Below are 17,891 nucleotides of genomic sequence, written 5' to 3' on the forward strand. Positions count from 1 at the left end.
ATGAGCCTTGCCGAACTGATCTGCCCTGCGGGAACGCCCGCCGCCTTGCGGACCGCTGTCGATGCCGGTGCCGACGCCGTCTATTGCGGCGTTCAGGATGCGACCAACGCACGCAACTTTCCCGGTCTGAACTTCACTGTCGAGGAATTGACCGAAGCCGTTGCCTATGCCCATACCCACGGCACCAAGGTGTTGCTGGCACTTAACACCTATCCGCCCGCTGGCAAGGTGGACCTGTGGCGCCAGGCCGCTGATACCGGGGCGCGGATCGGGGTTGATGCCTTCATCGTCGCGGATATGGGCGTGGCCGATTACATTGCCCGCACCCACCCGCAGGTTCGGCTGCATCTGTCGGTGCAGGCGGCGGCGTCCAGCCCCGAGGCCATCCGCTATTACTGCGAGAATTTCGGCGTGAAACGCGTGGTCCTGCCCCGCATCCTGACGATCCCCGAGATCCGCGAGATCCGCAAGGAAATCCCCTGTGAGATCGAAACCTTCATCTTCGGCAATCATGGCCTGATGGTCGAAGGGCGTTGCAGCCTGACCAACTATCTGACCGGCCAGTCTACCAATATGGACGGGGTCTGCTCGCCCGCGTCCGACGTGGAATATATCCGCGACGAAGCCACCGGCGAAATGTCAAGCTGCCTTGGCGGTTTCACCATTGACCGTTTCGGGCCGCAGGAAATGGCGGGCTATCCGACGATCTGCAAGGGCCGCTATACCGCGCCGCACCGTCCAGAAGGTTACTATGCCTTTGAAGAACCGGTCAGCCTGAATCTCTCGCGTCTGTTGCCTGAACTGATCGGGGCCGGTGTGCATGCCTTCAAGATCGAGGGGCGGCAGCGATCCAAATCCTATGTCCGCAATGTGGTCAGGGCGTTCCGCCAGGCGGTGGACGATATCCGCGCAGGCCGCGAGGCGAATATCGCCGATCTGGTCGCCCTGACAGAGGGCCAAAAGCAAACCATGGGCGCTTTTGAAACGAAGAAATGGCGGTGAGGAAATGACAATGAAACTGACACTTGGGCCGCTCGCCTATCACTGGAACACGGAAGAGCGGCGCGACTTCTACGCTCGGATTGCCGATGAGGCCCCGGTGGATGAGGTCTATCTTGGCGAGGTGATCTGTTCCAAACGCGCCCCCTTTTTCGAGCGGGAGATCCCTGCAACGATGGAGCGGCTGGAGCGTGCCGGCAAGCGGGTCATCCTGTCCTCTCTGGCAGAGGTCATGCTCAAGCGTGAACGCGAGGCGACAGCCGGCCTTGCCGAAATGGACGCGCCGGAAATCGAAATCAATAATGCCGCGGGCCTCTATGCCCGGCAGGGCAGGCCCCACCGGATCGGCCCGTTCATGAATGCCTATAACGAGGCGACGATCGCCTGGATGGCCAGTCAGGGCGCGACGCATATCTGTTTGCCGACCGAATTGCCCGCCGAAGCGGTGGCCGTGGCAGCGCAGGCCGCCCGCAATCTTGGGCTGACGGTAGAGATGCAGGTTTTCGGCAGGGCATCACTGGCGGTTTCCGCCCGCTGCTACCACGCCCGTTCGCACGGACGCACCAAGGATAACTGCCTGTTCATCTGCGAGCAGGACCCCGACGGCATGCCGCTACGCACCCGAGACGACAAGCCCATCCTGCGTATCAACGGCATCCAGACCCAGTCGGAAAGCTACATGGATCTTCTGACGGAAAGTCCCCGCTTGGGCGCCATGGGGGTAAGCCATCTGCGCCTGATGCCGCAGGCAGTGGATATGGTCGGTGTGGCGCGGGCATTCCATGACGTGATCAGCGGCGTTCTGGACACGGCGGAAGCTGAAGACCGCCTTCGCGGGCTTTGCGGCGCCACCTCGTTCAGTAACGGATTCTGGTACGGAACGGCCGGATACCGCCGAATTGCCAGGGCGGCCGAGGCGTGAAGTGCATGATTTATAAGCGCGACGCTTGTCCGAGACGGCTTTTGCGTCCCGCCGTGCACGTGGCGCTTGGCTTGAACCAAAGCCAGAACATGCGGGCCTTCCGCTAAGGATCTGGGGGGCCTTGGTCGATATCATCAGGCGACCGTCACCTCGTCCAGAAAATCCATGTCCAGAGTCACACCGATGCCCGCCCCATTGGCCGGGACCGGCATAATTCCATTCGCGGTTTCAAGCGGTTCGCAGATGATGTCGCGTTCGAAATAACGTGACGAAGACGAGGTGTCGCCTGGGCGCTTGAACTGTTCCAGGGTGGAAAGGTGGATGTTATGCGCGCGGCCGATGCCGGCTTCCAGCATTCCGCCGCACCAGACCGGCACGTCATGGGCCAGGCAGATGTCATGGATGCGCCGCGCGTTCACATGCCCGCCGACCCGACCAACCTTGATGTTGATGACCCGGCCGGCGTCGATGGCAAGCGCCTTGCGGCACAGCTCGGGCGTGCGGATGCATTCGTCAAGGCAGATCGCTGTCCGCATCTGCGACTGCAACCGCGCGTGATCGTGCAGATCATCCCAGGCCAGCGGCTGTTCGACATAATCCAGCGCAAAGTCATCCATGCGACGCAGCAACGGCAGATCGGCCAGCGTATAGGCACAGTTGGCATCGACGGTCAGGTGGATATCGGGAAAGCGGTCGCGCACCGCCTGCAGCAGCCGTAGATCATGGCCCGGCATCACCTTCAGCTTGATCCGGCGATAGCCCTGCTGGACGTGCTGCTCGACATCGCGCAGGGTCTCTGACATCTCCTTGATGCCAAGCGAGACGCCCACGGCGACCTCGTCCCGGATACCGCCAAGCGCGCGCGACAGCGGCAGGCCCTGCGATTTCGCCCACAGATCCCAGAAAGCCATCTCGACGCAGGCCTTTGCCATCTCGTGGCCGCGCCAGTGCCGGGTCGACGCCTCGATTTCCTGCGGAGAGCCGAAGCTGTGGCCCACCATCTGCGGCAGGAAGACGTCACGCATCATCATCATCGAGGAAACGGTGGTCTCGGGCAGATAGTCGGGAAGGGTATCGCTGACGCCCTCGGCATAGCCTTCCAGCCCGTCGCTGCGCAGGATCAGCAGCGGAAACCGCTTGCAGGTCATCACCCCGGAAGAGATGCGGAACGGCTGGCGCAGCTTCAGTTCGACCAGGCGCAATTCGGCGCTGTCGATGCGAAGTTTCGGGCGGATCGGGGGCGGTAAGGCGGCCATGGCTGGGGTCCGGGCATGAAAGAGTGGTCGCCCTTTGGGGCGCGCAGGGTAGATGGTCGGAAAGGGAAGATGCCGCATCCCAAGGATGCGGCGTGAAGCGTTCGTTACTTCCAGCTCATGTCATAGAAGCGCACGAATTCGTCCGGGGTCGGGGTAAAGTTCAGCTCCTCGGACATGACGTAGTTCGATGTATAGGTCCACAGCGGCACCCAATAGGCCTGATCGGCGATCTGGCGCAGCGCGGCGGTATACAGAACCTTGCGCTTGTCGGGGTCGATGGTGGTGTCGGCCTGTTTCAGCGTCGCGGACAGCGCGGGATCCTGCACATCGTCGATATCAGAGCCGTCAAAGAATTTCGACGTGGACGCCGAAACATCCGCGACCGAGCCCGAGCCCCAGGTGACAAAGCCCATCGGGATTTCACCCTTCAACTGCTTGTCGGCAAGCGCGGCATATTTCAGCATTTGCAGATCGACGGTGATGCCGACATTGGCCAGCATCTGCGCCATGGCCTCGGCCGCGGGCTTGTCGCGGTAGAAATACATGGTCGTCCCGAACCCGTCGGGGTAGCCGGCTTCGGCCAGCAGCGCCTTGGCCTTTTCGGGATCGAAGTCATAGACGGTCACATCCTGCTCGCATCCGAATTGCAGTGGATTGCAGATCGAGTTGATGATTTCCGAGGTCGGCGCGAAAAAGGCGTCACGGATCGCCTTGCGGTCGATGGCGTGGTTGATCGCCTGACGCACCCGCAGGTCTTTCAGCGGTGTCTCGGCATCCGAACGGCCTGACACGTCCATCGAAACATAGCCAAAGCGGATCGTCTGCCCCTGTTCGATGGCAAAGCCGCCGCGTGCCGCCAGCTTCTGCGTCAGATCCTCGGGCACCTGCCAGATGAAGTCGATGGTTCCCGACATCATCTCGGCCAGCTGCGTGTTCACGTCGGGAATGCTGCGCACTTCGACGGTCTTGATCTGCGCCTTCTGGCGCGGGCCGCCTTCGTGATAGCCGTCAAAGGCCGTCAGGGTATAGCCGCTGCCAGTGTCGATCTTTTCCACCTTATAGGGGCCGGTGCCGACGGGATTTTGCGAAAAGCCCTGATCGCCCACCTCTTGGTAATACTGATCCGGGAAAATCTGGATCGCACTTTCAAGGAAATCCAGGGCGGCGGGGAAGGGTGCCTTCAGATGGACCCGAACCGTCATCGCATCGATCTTTTCCGCGTTCTTGATCCAGTTGACGGTATTGGGCATGGCCACCGCCACCGTCGGGTCCGAAAAGTGGTTCAGCGTGAACACCACGTCATCTGCGTCGAACGCCTCGCCATTGTGGAAGGTGACGTTCGGCCGCAGCTTGAATTCCAGCGTTAGATCGTCAATCCATTCAAAGCTTTCCGCCAGATTGCCCACCCATTCCCGGGTCTCTGGATCGCGTTCGACCAGCGTGTCCCAGACCGCATAGCCGAAGATCGTGCTTTCGCGGGCCGAGCTGAAATAGACATTGGCGTTGTCCAGATCCTTGGAAAAGGCGATGCGCAGGGTGTCATCGGCCTTGTCGGCCAGCACGAGGCCCGGCGCGCTCAGCGTGGTCGCGCAGGCGAGGGCGGCCAGCAGTGGAAAATGCCGTAGGTTTTTCATGGTTCGCTCCATCGTGAAGACAGGGATGAAAAGGCTCAGGCTTGGGTTCAGGTCCTTCCGGGCAGGTCGCGACCGGTCGAGATATCGGCGAAAATTCCCGCCATGCAGCGCAGCGCGTCCCGGCACAGCGGTGCCAGAACATGTTCGTTCGGCGCGTGTTGCGAGCAGCCGCGATAGGAATGCGGCACCCAGACGGTTGGCAGGCCGAGGGTGTCGGCAAAGCAGTCATTCGGCAGCGATCCGGCAAGGTTCGGCAGCACATGCGGGGCCTGCCCGCTGGTTTGGGTCAGTGAGCGGGCGACGAAGCGCGCCCAAGGGTGGTCCGGGTCAAGGCGGGTGGCGGCGAAGAAATCGTCCTTGCGGCTGATCACCTGCACCGCGCCAAAGCCGTGGCGGTCCAGATGGCGGCGCAGGGCGGGCAGAATATCCTCGGCATTGGTGCCCACGACAAAGCGAAGCTGGCAGGTCGCCCGCGCCTTGCCCGAGATGGCGTTGACCGGCGCATCGGGCACGCCCGAGGTCATCGCCAGGATGGCGAAGCTGTTCCAGCCATAGGCGCGCTCGGTCGGGGTCAGGCTTTCCTCGCCCCAATCCTGATCAATCGTCGGGCCGTCCGTCATCTCGATCGGCAGGCCGTCCAGTGCGGCGCGTACGCCATTGGTCAGGCTGGTCGGGCGCCATTCGGGGATGCGGATCTGCCCGCGTTGGTCGGTGATCGACGCCAGTGCATGGGCGAGGATCATCGCCGGATCGGCCAGCAATCCGCCCCAGTTCCCGGAATGATGCGCGCCCTCGCGCTTCTCGACGACCAAGTCGAAGGTTGCGGCCCCGCGAGAGCCCATGAACATGGTCGCGTGGACCGCCTGCAGGCGCGGCCCGTCCGAGGCGATCAGCACATCGGCTCGCAGTTGGTCCTTCTGCTGCTCGCAAAAGCGCTTCAGTCCCGGAGAGCCGTTCTCCTCCGACATTTCCAGCAGGATCGTGGCGTTAAAGCCCAGGCTTCCCTTGACCGCGATCAATGCCTCAAGCGCGGCGATGTTGATGAGATGCTGGACCTTGTTGTCAGCGCTGCCGCGTCCATACCAGCGGTCGCCCTCTTCGGTCAGGACAAAGGGCTGAAGCCCCTCGCGCCACTGATCGGCCTGACCGTGGATCACATCGCCATGGCCATAGACCAGCACCGTCGGCAGGGCTGCATCCTCGATGCGGCGGGCGACCAGCAAAGGGCCGCCGGTAGGGCCGGGGTTTTCGTGCAGGCTGACCGTGAAACCGGCGGCTTCAAGGCGGGGTGTCATCAGGCGGGCCAGATAGTCCTGCAGTTCTGGCCGGCGGGCGGGAACCTGGCTTTCGGTCGGGCAGGCGATCAATTCGGCCAGTTCGGCCTTCATCCGGCCCTGATCGAAATAGGCCTCGACATTGGCAATGACATCTTCACGCAAGGACATGGGACACCTCGTCTTCGGTGATGGCGTCGCCCCAGGGCGACATGATCTCGGTGCAGCCGGAATTCACCTCGCCCTCGCGCAGCACGCCGGCTGGGCAGGCGAAAGCGAAAGGCCAGGTGGTCCGGCGGGCGGTGATGACCGGGGCAACGTCTTCGACTGCCGCGATCACCTCGGGCGGCAGCTTGTCATCGGCGACGATCACCTCGGCCATGGACATGTCCAGCCGGGGCTGATGGAAGGCGGCCTCGATATCCATGCCCGCGTCCAGCATGAACGAGGACAGCTGCGCCACAGCCGAGACGATCTTGCGCCCGCCCGAGGCACCGACGGCAAAGCGCCGGTCACCATCCTCGCCGATTGCCGGGCAGACATTCATCAGGCATTGCCGCCCCGGGCGCAGCGAATTCGGCCGCCCCTGCACCGGATCGAACCACATGATGCCATTGTTCAGCAGCAGCCCGGTCGAGGGCGAGATCACCTTGGCGCCGAAGATCGACAGCAGCGTCTGCGTCATCGCCACCATGTTCCCCTGCCGGTCCACGACCGAGAAATGGGTGGTGCAACCGGGTGCCGTCGGCACCTCACCATCGTCGCCCATCGTGTTCAGTCGTTGCTGATAGGCCTGGCGCAAGGCACGGGCATAGGCCGCGTAATCTGCCGGACCGGGCGGCGCGCCGATCGGTGCCATCGCCTCGAAGGCCTGGCGCAGCGTCGGGCCGGCGGTCAGCCGCGGGGTGACATGCAGGCTGGCACTGCCGCGCCGGAAAGTCAGCGGGTCGCTGATTTCGGCCCGGTAGCCGGCCAGATCCTCGCGCGACAAAGACCCGCCCTTTGCCTGCACATCCCTTGTCAGCGCCTCGGCCAGGTCGCCGTCATAGAAGGTGCGATAGCCACGTTCGGCCAGTTCCGACAGGGTCGGCACCATGGCCGACATGTCGACAGATTTCGATGACAGGCTGGTCCAGCCCGCGATCATGGGCCATTGCCCGTCTTCCAGAAACCGCGCGGCGGCATCAGGATCGCGCGCCAGTTCGCGGGCCGATCCGGCGATCACCAGCGCTGCATACCAATCGACCGGCAGACCTTCGCGGGCAAACCCGATCGCCGGGTTCAACAGATCCGCCCATGACAGGCTGCCCCAGCGGGCATGGGCCTGCCCGATGCCATCCACCACGCCCGGTACGGCGACCGCCGTCGCGCCGATCACGTTGCGATCCTCGACCACCGCCTCCCATGGGAACAGGTCGGAAGCTTGGCCTGCCCCCGACAGCGGATAGTCCGCCGGGTCAAGAGCGGCGGGAGAGCGCATCCCGTAAGTCACCGCATGGGCGCGGCCTTCGGAGGCGTCCCAGACCATCATCGCGCCACCGCCTGCCGGGCCGGACATCCACGGCTCCAGCACGCCGATGGCGAAGGACACGGCGGTCGCGGCGTCCATGGCATTGCCGCCGGCGGCCAGGACCTCGGCGCCGACCTGCGCCGCGCGGCTGTTCTGGGCGGCGACGACACCACCCTTGTTGCGGATGACCGCCTTGCGGGTGGTCTGCGTGCGGGAAAGGCTTGATGTCACGACAGTTTCCTTGCTGCTTCAGGCGGCGACGGCATTCGGTGCGTCATGCAAGTGACAGGCAACGCAGCCCTGTCCGACCGCTTGCAGGACCGGGCGAGTGCGATCACAGGGGTCGAAACGGCTGGGGCAGCGCGGATGAAAGGCACAGCCCGCAGGCGGGTCGATGGGGTTCGGATATTCGGTCCCAAGGCCGGTATCGGGCACGCCCAGTCCGGGATCGGGGGTCAGGACCGAATCGAGCAGCGCCTGCGAATAGGGGTGACGGGCATGGGCGAACAGGTCTTCCGCCTCGCGTTCCTCGACGATGCGGCCCAGATACATGACCGCCACACGTGTCGCCAGATATTCGACCACCGCAAGGTTGTGGCTGATGAACAGATAGGTCAGCCCGAATTCGCGCTGCAGGTCACCCAGCAGGTTCAGGATCTGGCTTTGTACCGAAACATCCAGCGCCGAGGTCGGTTCGTCGCATATCACGATTTCGGGGCGCATGACCAACGCACGGGCAATCGCCACCCGCTGGCGCTGTCCGCCCGACATCTGGTTCGGATAGGCGTTCAACATCCGCGATGGCAGGCCGACCACGTCCATGATCTCGCGCACCTTCTGACTGCGCGAGGCCTTGTCGCCGATGCCATGCACGTTGAGGGGGGCGGCGATAATATCCGCGATGCTCTTGCGGGGATTGAGCGAGGAATACGGATCCTGAAAAATCGGCTGGATGCGGCGGGACAAGGCTACCCGGTCCTGCGACAGGATATCCTGCCCGTCGATCAGTACCCGTCCTGCGGTGGGTTTTTCCAGACCCAGCAGGATCTTGGCCAGCGTGGACTTGCCGCAACCGGATTCGCCCACCAGCCCGAGAACCGAGCCGCGCTCGACCGACAGCGACACGTCACTGACTGCGGCCAGCGGCTTTTTCGGTGCAAACATTCCCTGCCGGACCTGATAGACCTTCGAGACCCCTTCGAGCGTCAGAATGGGCTGGCTCATGCCGAGATCTCCTCTGCGATGCGGCGGCCTTGCGGATGGATGCAACGCAGGCGGTGGCCGCGGGCCAGTTCGCGCAGCGGGATGTCGCCCGTGCAGGCGGGAATGGCCTCGGGGCAGCGGTCGCGGAAGATGCAACCCGCCTGACGGCCGATCAGGCTGGGCACGATGCCGGGAATGGTGCCGAGGCGCTGACCGCGGGTGATGCGGCCGGGCACGGGGATGCAGTCCAGAAGGCCTCGGGTATAGGGATGGGCCGGGTTGCGGAAAATCTGCTCGGCCGGGCCGGTTTCGACCAGCTCGCCCGCATACATGACCGCGACCTTGTCGGCCACGCGCCCGACCACGCCCAGATCATGGGTAATCAGGATCAGCGCCATGCCAAGCTTTTCGCGCAGATCGACCAGCAGCCGCAGGATCTGCGCCTGGATGGTCACGTCCAACGCAGTGGTCGGCTCATCCGCGATCAGCAGGTCCGGCTCGCAGATCAGAGCCATGGCGATCATCACCCGCTGGCGCAACCCGCCCGAAAGTTGGTGCGGGAACTGGCGCAGCCGGCTTTCGGCGGCGGTGATGCCGACCAGCCGCAGCAAATCGGCGGCCCGCTTCAGCGCATCGCCTTTGCTGATGGGACGGTGCAGGCGCAGCGCCTCGGCCAGTTGGTCACCGATGGTATATGCCGGGTTCAGGCTGGTCATGGGTTCCTGAAAGATCATCGCCATGCGATTGCCACGCAGCGCCCGCATCTGCCGGCGCGAGGCCTTCTGCAGGTCGATGCCGTCAAAGCTCAGCTCGGCGGCGCTGCGACGGATGGCGGATCCAAGCAACCCCATGACCGCCAGCGAGGTCAGCGACTTGCCAGAGCCGCTTTCGCCGACGATGCACAGCGTTTCGCCCGGTGCGACGTCGAAATCGATGCCGCGCACGGCATGAAGGGTGCCGGCCGGAACGGGGATATCCAGCCGCAGATCGCGGACCTTCAGGATGGGTTCGGACATGGGTGTCTGCCTTTCCTCAGTTGCGGCCGGCGGGCGAGGTGATGTCGCGCAGCCCGTCGCCCATCAGGTTGATGGCCAGAACAAGCACGAACAGGATGATGCCCGGGATCATCACCAGCCAGGATTCGAACAGCATCATGTCCTTGCCTTCGGCGATCATCAGGCCCCAGCTTGGCGTCGGTGGCTGCACGCCGAGGCCAAGGAAGGACAGCGCCGCCTCCAGCAGGATCGCATGGGCCATTTCAAGCGTGGCGACGACGATCAGGTTGTTCATCACATTGGGCAGGATTTCCGAAAACAGGATGCGCGGGGTCGAGGTGCCGATCACCTGCGCCGCTGCCACATATTCCCGCCGCGCCACCTGCAAGGTAGACGCGCGCATGACCACGGCATAGCGATCCCAAAGCAAAAGCCCCAGCACCGTGGCGACCACGGTCAGCGAGCCGCCCAGGATGGCGACAACGGCCAACGCCACCAGCACCACCGGCATGGCCAGACGCACATTGATGAGAAAGGTCACCACCGCATCGACGCGCCCGCCGAAATAGCCGGCCGCCACGCCCATGGCCGTGCCGATGACGCCAGAGATCAGCGCCGCGAAAAGGCCGATGAACAGTGAAACCCGCGCACCGTAAAGCAGACGCGCCAGATAGTCGCGGCCCAGCTGGTCGGTGCCCAGAAGGTGATCGCTTTCTCCGCCCATGAAGCTGGGGGGCACCATTCGGTTGACCAGATCCTGCGTGTAGGGGTCGTATTTGCTCAGCAGTGGCGCGAAGATCGCCATCAGCACGATCACGGCCAGCACGGCCACCCCGATCATGAAGCCGCTGTGGCCGAAGATGCGCTTGCGCAGGATCGCGGCGGGCGAAGGCTGCAGGATCTGCTCGGCGGTGGGAAGCTGTTGGGACAGGTTCATGCGGCCCTCATGCGCGGGTCAAGCCAGGCGTTCACGATGTCGGCCAGCAGGGTGAAGACGATGTAGAACATCGAGAAGACAAGGATCAGCGCCTGCACGGTCGGCAGGTCGTTGCGAGAGATGGATTCCCAGGCCAGGAACCCCGCGCCATGCAGCGCAAAGATCGACTCGACCACGATCGAGCCGCCCAGCATGAAGCCCATTTGTACCGCCGCCAGCGACACCACCGGGATGATCGCGTTGCGCAGTGCATGGCGGAACATGACCCGCCCCTCCGATGCCCCCTTGGCGCGGGCGGTGCGGATATAGTCCGAGGACAGCACCTCAAGCATCCCGGCGCGGGTCAGGCGCATGATCGCGGGCATGGCGTAATAGCCCAACACCACGGTCGGCAGGATGAAATGCCGCCAGCTGGTCGAACCCGAGGCCGGCACCAGCCCCAGCTTGATCGAGAAGACAGAGATCAGCACCAGTGCGAACCAGAAGCTGGGCATCGCCTGCCCGGCGACCGACAGGAACAGCGCCAGCTTGTCGATCAGCGAATTGGGGCGCATGGCGGCGACAACGCCCAGCGGGATGGCGACGATCAGCGCAAAGCTGATCGCGGCTAGGCCCAAGCGCATGGTCACGCCCAGCCTGTCGGCGATAAGGTCGGCGACGGGAAGCTTGAAATAATAGCTTTGACCGAAATCGAAGCGCAGCGCGTTCCAGAGCCAGTCGAAATACTGCACCAGCATCGGCCGGTCGAAGCCGTAAAGTTCGCGAATGGCCTGCACGTCCTGCGCATTGGCGCTTTCCCCGGCGATGGCAGTGGCGGGGTCGCCGCTGAGGTAAAGCAGGCTGAAGCTGATGAACGAAACGGTCAGCGCCACGAGAAGCGCCAGTCCGAGCCGCTTGAGGATGAATCCAAGCAAAGTTGGCTCCGTGAATGGGGGCGTCAGGTGTTCGGAAAATGCGCGGCCCGTGCAGGGCCGCGCCTGATGGCAATCAGTTCCACGTCATCGAGGTAAAGCGCAGCACCTCGTCAGCCGTGGGCGTATAGGCGAGATCTTTGGTGAAGACGTAATTGGTGTTGTAGCTGAACATCGGCGCCCAATAGGCTTCTTCAGCCACGCGGGTCAGTGCTTTCGCATAGAACTCCTTGCGTTTCTCGGGATCGGTCGACGTATCGGCCACCCCGAGATCCTGGATGACCTGCTCGTCGCGCGCGTCGTCCAGCTCGCCACCCTTGAAGAACTGGCTGACCATGGCCGAGGCGTCATTGACCGAGAACGAGCCCCAGGTCTGGAAGGCAAAGGGCACCTCGCCCTTCATGTTCAGGTCCCGCAGGGCCGAATATTGCAGCATCTTCAGGTTCACCGTGATGCCCACCTGCGACAGCTGGCTGGCGATGGCCTCGGCATATTGCTGGTCGCGATAACCATAAAGGTCGGTGGTGAAGCCGTCGGGATAACCTGCCTTGGCCAGCAGTTCCTTGGCCTTGGCCGGGTCATAGGGATAGGTCGGCACATTCTGGTCACAGCCGAATTGCGAGGGGTAGCAGGCCGTCCAGATGACCTTGGACTTGCCCTTAAGCAGGTTGTCCACCAGCGCGTCGCGGTCGATCGCATGGTTCACCGCCTGGCGCACCTCTAGCTTGGCGAAGGGCGTGTCGCCCGACCGTCCGGCGGCGTCCATGGCCAGATAGCCGACGCGCATCGTGCTTTCATTGGCGACAGTGAAGCGGTCCATCTTGGTGATCCGCTCCGTCTGGTCCGAGGGAACCTGCCAGATCATGTCCATGCCGCCGTTGAACAGCTCGGCGATCTGGGTGTTCACCTCGGGGATGGTGCGGATGTCGACCTTGCCGATGCTGGGCTTGCCCTTGGGGCTGTCGTGATAGTCGGGGTTGATTTCCAGCGTGAAATGCTTGCCCGGATCGACCGAGGTCACGCGGTAAGGGCCGGTGCCGACCGGATTAAGCCCCATGCCCTGGGGGCCAACCTTTTCATAATAATCCGATGGATAGATCGAAACCGGCCCGGAAAGGAATTCCAGCGCCGCAGGGAAGGGGCCATTGGTGTTGATGCGGACGGTGTAGTCGTCGACCTTTTCGGCCGATTTCATCCAGTTCACGTTGCGCTGCGTCACCGCGCCATTGGCCGGGTCGGCGACGAAATTGACCGTATAGACCACGTCATCGGCGGTGAAATCCGAGCCGTCATGAAACTTCACCCCCTCGCGCAGCTTCAGTTCCAGCGTGTCATCGTCGATCCAGCTCCACTCGGTCGCCAGATTACCCTTGTATTCGCCGGTCTGCGGATCGGCCCAGATCAGCCCGTCCCAAATTGCCCGCTGCATCACCACGCCTTCGCGGGACGAGTTGAAATAGCTGTCGACGTTTTCAAGCTCTTTGGTGAAGGCCACGTTCAGGGTGTCGCTGGCCTTGTCGGCCAGGGCAGGGGTGGCGGTGCAGCCAAGGATAAGGGCGCATGTCTGCACCCATGTGGCTTGAGGTTGCATCAAGATCTCCTCCCGTATGTATCGTATTGCGATACTTTAGATCGTATGTTGATATGTGAGCATGGAACAACCGCCTGCGTCAAGCGTTTGTGACCTAGGGTCAAGCGCTTGAAAAAAGGGTACTCTTTGATGGCCGAACAGGAACGAAACAGCTTGATGATCAACGCGTTGAGCAAATCCTTGGCCCTGCTGCGCGCTTTCGGCGACGGTCATGCAGTGCTGGGAATCACCGAACTCGTGCGGCTCACGGGAATTGAGAAAAGCAGCGTCCAGCGGATCCTGGCGACCCTACATTCAGAGGGCATGCTGATCCGTGACAACAAGACCCGCCGTTATCGCCTGTCGAACAAATGGCTGCACATGGCTTATGCACATTACATTGCCGACCCGCTGTCCTCGCAGGTGATGCCGCGGCTGTTCGATCTGCAGCAGCAGTTGGGGCAGGCCCTGAATCTGGCCGAGATATGCGACACGTCAATCATGTATACGCTGCGGCTTCCCGTGAAGCGGACAAGCTTCGAAGGCACGCTGACAGGGCGCACGCATCCGGCACTGAACACATCCGGCGGACGGGCGATCCTGTCGACCTGGGGGCCAACGCGCTGGCAGCACGCCGCCCAGACCTGGCCGCTGGGGCAATACACCCCGCGCACGACGCAGGATCGCGGCCGCATCGCCGAACTCATCGCCAAGGCGCATGAGGACGGCTATGCCATCTCTGAACAGGAGGTCCTGTTGAACGAGATCGGGATCGGCATCCCGATCAAGTCACCCGGAGGCGAAGCGCGCGCTGCCATCCACTGCTCTGTCTCGCTGTCCAGTTGGACGATTGACCAGGCCCGCGCCGAGCTGGTCCCGGTGCTTCTGGACACGGCCCGGACATTCTTCGTGCCAGAGTATGAAGACATCGACGAAAGCGCAGTGGAATAACCGCCGCCATTTATGCAGGGCCATTCCGGCCCGCGTTTTCACGGGCGAAGTGATGCGATCAACTGGTGGAAGCGGTCGCCCTGAATGATGACATGGGCATTCATGGCCGCACTTGCATGCACCGGATCGCCTGCCTCAATGGCCGCCGCGATCTGCCGGTGTTCGTCCAAAGACCGCATCATTCTGCCGCGAACCTGTAGCTGCCGGCGGCGATAGGGCTGCAGCATCGTCTGCAGCCGAAGCGCCTCGGCCTCCAGGAACGTGTTGCCCGAGGCGGCATAGACGGCCTGATGGAACGACGTGTTCTGGTGGTAATAGGCGTCGCTGTCCCCGGTCTCTGCCGCGCTTTCACAGGCGGCCTGCGCTTCGCGGATGCGGGCAATCTGTTCATCCGTCGCCCGACTGGCGGCCAGCCTTGCACACATCGCCTCCAGTTCCGCCATCACCTCGAAACGTTCGGTCAGGTCCACGACGCTGAGTTCGGTCACGAAGGTGCCGCGCTTTGGTTCGACGCGAACAAGGCCCGATGATTCTAGCGCCTGCAAAGCCTCGCGAATAGGGGTGCGCGAACAGGAAAACTCAGCCGCAAGCGCCTCGGGGTCAAGCTTCTCGCCGGGTGCGAATCGACCATCGACGATATCGTTTTCCAGGGCCTGCCGGATCTGCTGAGCGTTCTGTCGTGCGGGGCGATCCACGGTTTCGTCCTTCAAGTTTTTGCAAAGTCTCTTGAAATTAACATGTATGGTAAGATATCCAACATCTTTTATGTTATATACAACAGACTTTATAAAGTGTATAACGATGATGGGAGGACGCGATATGGCAAGACCGAAACTGAACTTTCTGACCGACCTCGTTCAGGCGATAACAGGCGGGGACAAGCAGAGCCGCGCGACCGTCGCCGTGGACGAAAAAATGGCGCGGCAGGCCTTGTCACGGCCCGCGCCTGAACGCCTGATTGCAGCCTGCGAGGTGCTGATGGGGCGGATCGGCGATGCTGCCCGCGTGGCCGTGGCCGAGCAGGCGCTGGAGGCTTATGGCGAGCTGGATGACGCCCAGAAGGCCGTGTTTTTTGCTCAGCTGCGCGACGGCTTCAACGCCGATCCTGACGCCATTCGCACGGCCTTTTCGACCTATGACGCTGACCCCACTGCGGCGACGCTGGTGCCGCTGTTCAACGCGGTCGAGCCGCCGCGCCAGACCCTGCTGCGCCGGTTGAACACGGCGCCGAATGCCACATTGAAGCTGGTCCATATGCGCGCCGATCTGTTGTCGGCCATGCGCACGGATCCCTCGCTTGCCCCGCTGGATGCGGATTTTGAGCATCTGTTTGCGTCGTGGTTCAATCGCGGTTTCCTGCGGATCGAACGCATCGACTGGTCCACCCCGGCCTCCGTGCTGGAAAAGATCATGGGTTACGAAACCGTTCACCCGATGAAGGGCTGGCAGGATCTGCGCCGCCGGCTTGACCCGGCAGATCGGCGCTTTTACGCCTTCTTCCATCCCGCAACCGGGAACGAGCCGCTGATCTTTGTCGAGGTCGCGTTGACGCGTGACACCCCCGCCGAGATCGCCCCGATCCTGACCGCGCCGCGCCAACCCGAGGTAGAGGATGCGACGACCGCCGTGTTCTATTCCATCAACAACACGTTGCAGGGGCTGAAAGGCGTGTCCTTCGGCAATTTCCTGATCAAGCAGGTGGTGGCGGAACTGGCCTCGGAACTGCCCTCGCTGAAAACCTTCGTGACACTGTCGCCTGCGCCGGGTTTTGCCGCGTGGCTTGCCAGCGGCGACGATCCGCAGGCCGCCGAATTGGCCGCGGAACTGGATCTGGGTGCCTGGCTGACCGACAAGGACGAAGCCGCGCGGCTGAAGCCACAGGTCGACGCGATGGCTGCACGCTATTTCACCCAAGCCCGCACCAAATCCGGCGCGCCGCGCGACCCGGTTGCCCGTTTTCATCTGGGCAATGGCGCGGCCGCATGGCGCGTCAACTGGCCCGGCGATCTGTCCGACGGCGCGATCAACCGCGCCCATGGGCTGATGATCAACTATCTTTACGAACCCGCCCGGATCGAGGCCCAGCACGAGGCTTTTGTCCGCGACGGAACCATCGCGACCGGTGCGCCGCTTGCCGCCGTTCTCAGTAACTGAAGCTGCATAAGGGAGGAGACCAATGCAGACGATCTACGAAAGCTTCATCGCCTCGACCGACGCCAATCCCGGCAAGGCGCTTTTCGAACAGCCCGGCGGTGCCGATGTCAGCTATGCCGAGGCGCGCGAATTGGTGGAACGCCTTGCCGCGGTGCTGACCGATCTGGGCGTTCAGCCCGGCGACCGTGTTGCGGTCCAGACCGACAAGAGCACGCAGACGATCTGCCTTTATCTCGCGACGCTTCAGGTCGGCGGCGTCTATCTGCCGCTGAACAGCGCCTATACCGGGGCCGAAATCGACTACTTCATCGGTGACGCCGGCCCGCGCCTGTTCGTCTGCACGCCCGCCACCCTGGAAGACCACAAGGCGCGCGAAAGCGGCGAATTGCGGATCGAAAGCCTTGGTGCGGCGGGTGATGGCTCGCTGATGGATCTGGCCGAGGGCGCGACCCCGCGCAAGGATCACGTCGCGCGTGAGATGAGCGATCACGCGGCGATCCTCTATACCTCGGGCACGACGGGGCGGTCCAAGGGGGCGGTGCTGACGCATGGCAACCTGGCGTCCAACGCGGCGGCTTTGCTGGAAAGCTGGCGCTATACCGGCGATGACCGACTGATCCACGCGTTGCCGATCTTCCATATCCACGGCCTGTTCGTCGCCGCGAACATGACCATTGCGGCCGGTGCCACGATGATCTGGCTGACCAAGTTCGATGCCGAACAGATCGTCGACCTGATGGGTGATGCGACCGTATTGATGGGCGTGCCGACCTTCTACACGCGCCTGCTGAAATCCGACCGGCTGAGCCGCGATACGGCGTCGAACATGCGGCTGTTCGTCTCGGGCTCTGCGCCCCTTCTGGCCGAGGATCACCGCGCCTTTGAGGAAAAGACCGGCCACCCGATCCTTGAACGCTATGGCATGACCGAAACCGGCATGATCACCACGAATCCCTATGACGGCGCGCGCAAACCGGGTGCGGTGGGCATGGCGCTGCCGGGGGTCGAGGTCCGCATCACCGACCGCGAAACCGGCAAAGCGCTGCCCGATGGCAAGATCGGTGCCATCGAGGTCCGCGGCCCGAACGTCTTCGAGGGCTATTGGAAGATGCCCGAAAAGACCGCCTCCGAATTCCGCGACGACCGTTTCTTCATCACCGGCGATCTGGGTCAGATCGGCGAGGACGGCTATCTGCGCATCGTCGGGCGCGACAAGGATCTGGTGATCTCGGGCGGCTATAACGTCTATCCGAAGGAAATCGAGGGGCTGATCGACGATCTGCCCGGCGTCGTCGAAAGCGCCGTGATCGGCCTGCCCCATCCCGATCTGGGCGAAGGCGTGACGGCGGTGGTCGTGGCCGAGCCCGGTGCCGATCTGGACGAAAAGGGCGTCATCGCCGGCATCGGCGACCAGCTGGCCCGCTTCAAGCAGCCCCGGCGCGTGCTGTTCGTGCCGGAACTGCCCCGCAACGTGATGGGCAAGGTCCAGAAGGCCGAACTGCGCAAGACCTACGCCGACCTTTACAAATAACGCATCGGCGCGCCGCATCAGGGGCAGGAGGAGCCCCGCGGCCG

At 63.0% G+C, this 17,891-nt stretch carries 15 protein-coding genes; 5 read left to right on the top strand and 10 right to left on the bottom strand.

What is annotated here, in order from left to right:
- The gene (gene ubiU / locus G7044_RS14870; protein WP_166330258.1) at positions 1 to 1,002 is read left to right on the top strand and encodes a ubiquinone anaerobic biosynthesis protein UbiU; all 1,002 of its coding nucleotides are present in this window, start codon (positions 1 to 3) and stop codon (positions 1,000 to 1,002) included.
- 10 nt (positions 1,003 to 1,012) lie between these two features.
- Complete coding sequence (gene ubiV / locus G7044_RS14875) at positions 1,013 to 1,921, top strand: ubiquinone anaerobic biosynthesis protein UbiV (protein WP_235931339.1); 909 nt, start codon at positions 1,013 to 1,015, stop codon at positions 1,919 to 1,921.
- 134 nt (positions 1,922 to 2,055) lie between these two features.
- Here the strand turns inward: ubiV and menC are convergent, their stop codons facing one another.
- The 9 genes from menC to G7044_RS14920 form a co-directional block, all read right to left on the bottom strand.
- Positions 2,056 to 3,177 carry an o-succinylbenzoate synthase gene (menC, locus tag G7044_RS14880; protein ID WP_166330262.1) on the bottom strand — a complete coding sequence of 374 codons (1,122 nt, stop codon included), beginning with the start codon at positions 3,175 to 3,177 and terminating at the stop codon, positions 2,056 to 2,058.
- A 104-nt stretch (positions 3,178 to 3,281) separates the two neighbouring features.
- A complete protein-coding gene (locus tag G7044_RS14885; protein ID WP_166330264.1) occupies positions 3,282 to 4,811 on the bottom strand; it encodes an ABC transporter substrate-binding protein in 1,530 nt (509 codons plus the stop codon).
- Positions 4,812 to 4,858: 47 nt separating this feature from the next.
- Entirely contained in the window at positions 4,859 to 6,256 is a 1,398-nt protein-coding gene (locus G7044_RS14890) for a M20 family metallopeptidase (protein ID WP_166330266.1), read from the bottom strand.
- Positions 6,243 to 7,826: a gamma-glutamyltransferase gene (locus tag G7044_RS14895; RefSeq protein WP_166330268.1), complete on the bottom strand. Its 1,584-nt coding sequence runs from the start codon at positions 7,824 to 7,826 to the stop codon at positions 6,243 to 6,245. Before G7044_RS14895 ends, G7044_RS14890 begins: the two co-directional genes overlap by 14 nt.
- Before the next feature lie 18 nt (positions 7,827 to 7,844).
- Positions 7,845 to 8,819, bottom strand: a complete 975-nt coding sequence (locus G7044_RS14900) for an ABC transporter ATP-binding protein (RefSeq protein WP_166330270.1) — start codon at positions 8,817 to 8,819, stop codon at positions 7,845 to 7,847.
- A complete protein-coding gene (locus G7044_RS14905; protein WP_166330272.1) occupies positions 8,816 to 9,814 on the bottom strand; it encodes an ABC transporter ATP-binding protein in 999 nt (332 codons plus the stop codon). The genes G7044_RS14900 and G7044_RS14905 overlap by 4 nt, the downstream gene beginning before the upstream one ends.
- Positions 9,815 to 9,830: 16 nt before the next feature.
- Positions 9,831 to 10,730, bottom strand: a complete 900-nt coding sequence (locus G7044_RS14910; protein WP_166330273.1) for an ABC transporter permease — start codon at positions 10,728 to 10,730, stop codon at positions 9,831 to 9,833.
- Positions 10,727 to 11,644 carry an ABC transporter permease gene (locus tag G7044_RS14915; RefSeq protein ID WP_166330275.1) on the bottom strand — a complete coding sequence of 306 codons (918 nt, stop codon included), beginning with the start codon at positions 11,642 to 11,644 and terminating at the stop codon, positions 10,727 to 10,729. Before G7044_RS14915 ends, G7044_RS14910 begins: the two co-directional genes overlap by 4 nt.
- 73 nt (positions 11,645 to 11,717) lie before the next feature.
- The gene (locus G7044_RS14920) at positions 11,718 to 13,232 is read right to left on the bottom strand and encodes an ABC transporter substrate-binding protein (RefSeq protein ID WP_166330277.1); all 1,515 of its coding nucleotides are present in this window, start codon (positions 13,230 to 13,232) and stop codon (positions 11,718 to 11,720) included.
- Between the two features lie 129 nt (positions 13,233 to 13,361).
- On the opposite strand from G7044_RS14920, the gene G7044_RS14925 reads away from it, so the two are divergent.
- Positions 13,362 to 14,162, top strand: a complete 801-nt coding sequence (locus tag G7044_RS14925) for an IclR family transcriptional regulator (RefSeq protein WP_166330279.1) — start codon at positions 13,362 to 13,364, stop codon at positions 14,160 to 14,162.
- Between the two features lie 38 nt (positions 14,163 to 14,200).
- Here the strand turns inward: G7044_RS14925 and G7044_RS14930 are convergent, their stop codons facing one another.
- Positions 14,201 to 14,857 carry a GntR family transcriptional regulator gene (locus tag G7044_RS14930; RefSeq protein ID WP_166330281.1) on the bottom strand — a complete coding sequence of 219 codons (657 nt, stop codon included), beginning with the start codon at positions 14,855 to 14,857 and terminating at the stop codon, positions 14,201 to 14,203.
- Positions 14,858 to 14,981: 124 nt separating this feature from the next.
- Here G7044_RS14930 and G7044_RS14935 point away from each other — a divergent pair, with 124 nt between their 5' ends.
- The gene (locus G7044_RS14935) at positions 14,982 to 16,316 is read left to right on the top strand and encodes a malonyl-CoA decarboxylase (RefSeq protein WP_166330283.1); all 1,335 of its coding nucleotides are present in this window, start codon (positions 14,982 to 14,984) and stop codon (positions 16,314 to 16,316) included.
- 22 nt (positions 16,317 to 16,338) lie between these two features.
- A complete protein-coding gene (locus G7044_RS14940; RefSeq protein WP_166330285.1) occupies positions 16,339 to 17,847 on the top strand; it encodes a malonate--CoA ligase in 1,509 nt (502 codons plus the stop codon).
- Positions 17,848 to 17,891 lie beyond the last annotated feature (44 nt).

Origin of the sequence: Paracoccus xiamenensis, from assembly GCF_011308835.1 — a bacterium.
GTDB lineage: Bacteria > Pseudomonadota > Alphaproteobacteria > Rhodobacterales > Rhodobacteraceae > Paracoccus > Paracoccus xiamenensis.

Excerpts from the sequence above, each read along its gene's own strand:
- G7044_RS14905 (WP_166330272.1), bottom strand. The coding sequence starts at position 9,814 with ATGTCCGAACCCATCCTGAAGGTCCGCGATCTGCGGCTGGATATCCCC.
- ubiU (WP_166330258.1), top strand. The coding sequence starts at position 1 with ATGAGCCTTGCCGAACTGATCTGCCCTGCGGGAACGCCCGCCGCCTTG.
- G7044_RS14920 (WP_166330277.1), bottom strand. The coding sequence starts at position 13,232 with ATGCAACCTCAAGCCACATGGGTGCAGACATGCGCCCTTATCCTTGGC.
- G7044_RS14910 (WP_166330273.1), bottom strand. The coding sequence starts at position 10,730 with ATGAACCTGTCCCAACAGCTTCCCACCGCCGAGCAGATCCTGCAGCCT.
- menC (WP_166330262.1), bottom strand. The coding sequence starts at position 3,177 with ATGGCCGCCTTACCGCCCCCGATCCGCCCGAAACTTCGCATCGACAGC.
- G7044_RS14935 (WP_166330283.1), top strand. The coding sequence starts at position 14,982 with ATGGCAAGACCGAAACTGAACTTTCTGACCGACCTCGTTCAGGCGATA.
- G7044_RS14885 (WP_166330264.1), bottom strand. The coding sequence starts at position 4,811 with ATGAAAAACCTACGGCATTTTCCACTGCTGGCCGCCCTCGCCTGCGCG.
- G7044_RS14940 (WP_166330285.1), top strand. The coding sequence starts at position 16,339 with ATGCAGACGATCTACGAAAGCTTCATCGCCTCGACCGACGCCAATCCC.
- G7044_RS14925 (WP_166330279.1), top strand. The coding sequence starts at position 13,362 with ATGGCCGAACAGGAACGAAACAGCTTGATGATCAACGCGTTGAGCAAA.
- G7044_RS14890 (WP_166330266.1), bottom strand. The coding sequence starts at position 6,256 with ATGTCCTTGCGTGAAGATGTCATTGCCAATGTCGAGGCCTATTTCGAT.
- G7044_RS14900 (WP_166330270.1), bottom strand. The coding sequence starts at position 8,819 with ATGAGCCAGCCCATTCTGACGCTCGAAGGGGTCTCGAAGGTCTATCAG.
- ubiV (WP_235931339.1), top strand. The coding sequence starts at position 1,013 with ATGAAACTGACACTTGGGCCGCTCGCCTATCACTGGAACACGGAAGAG.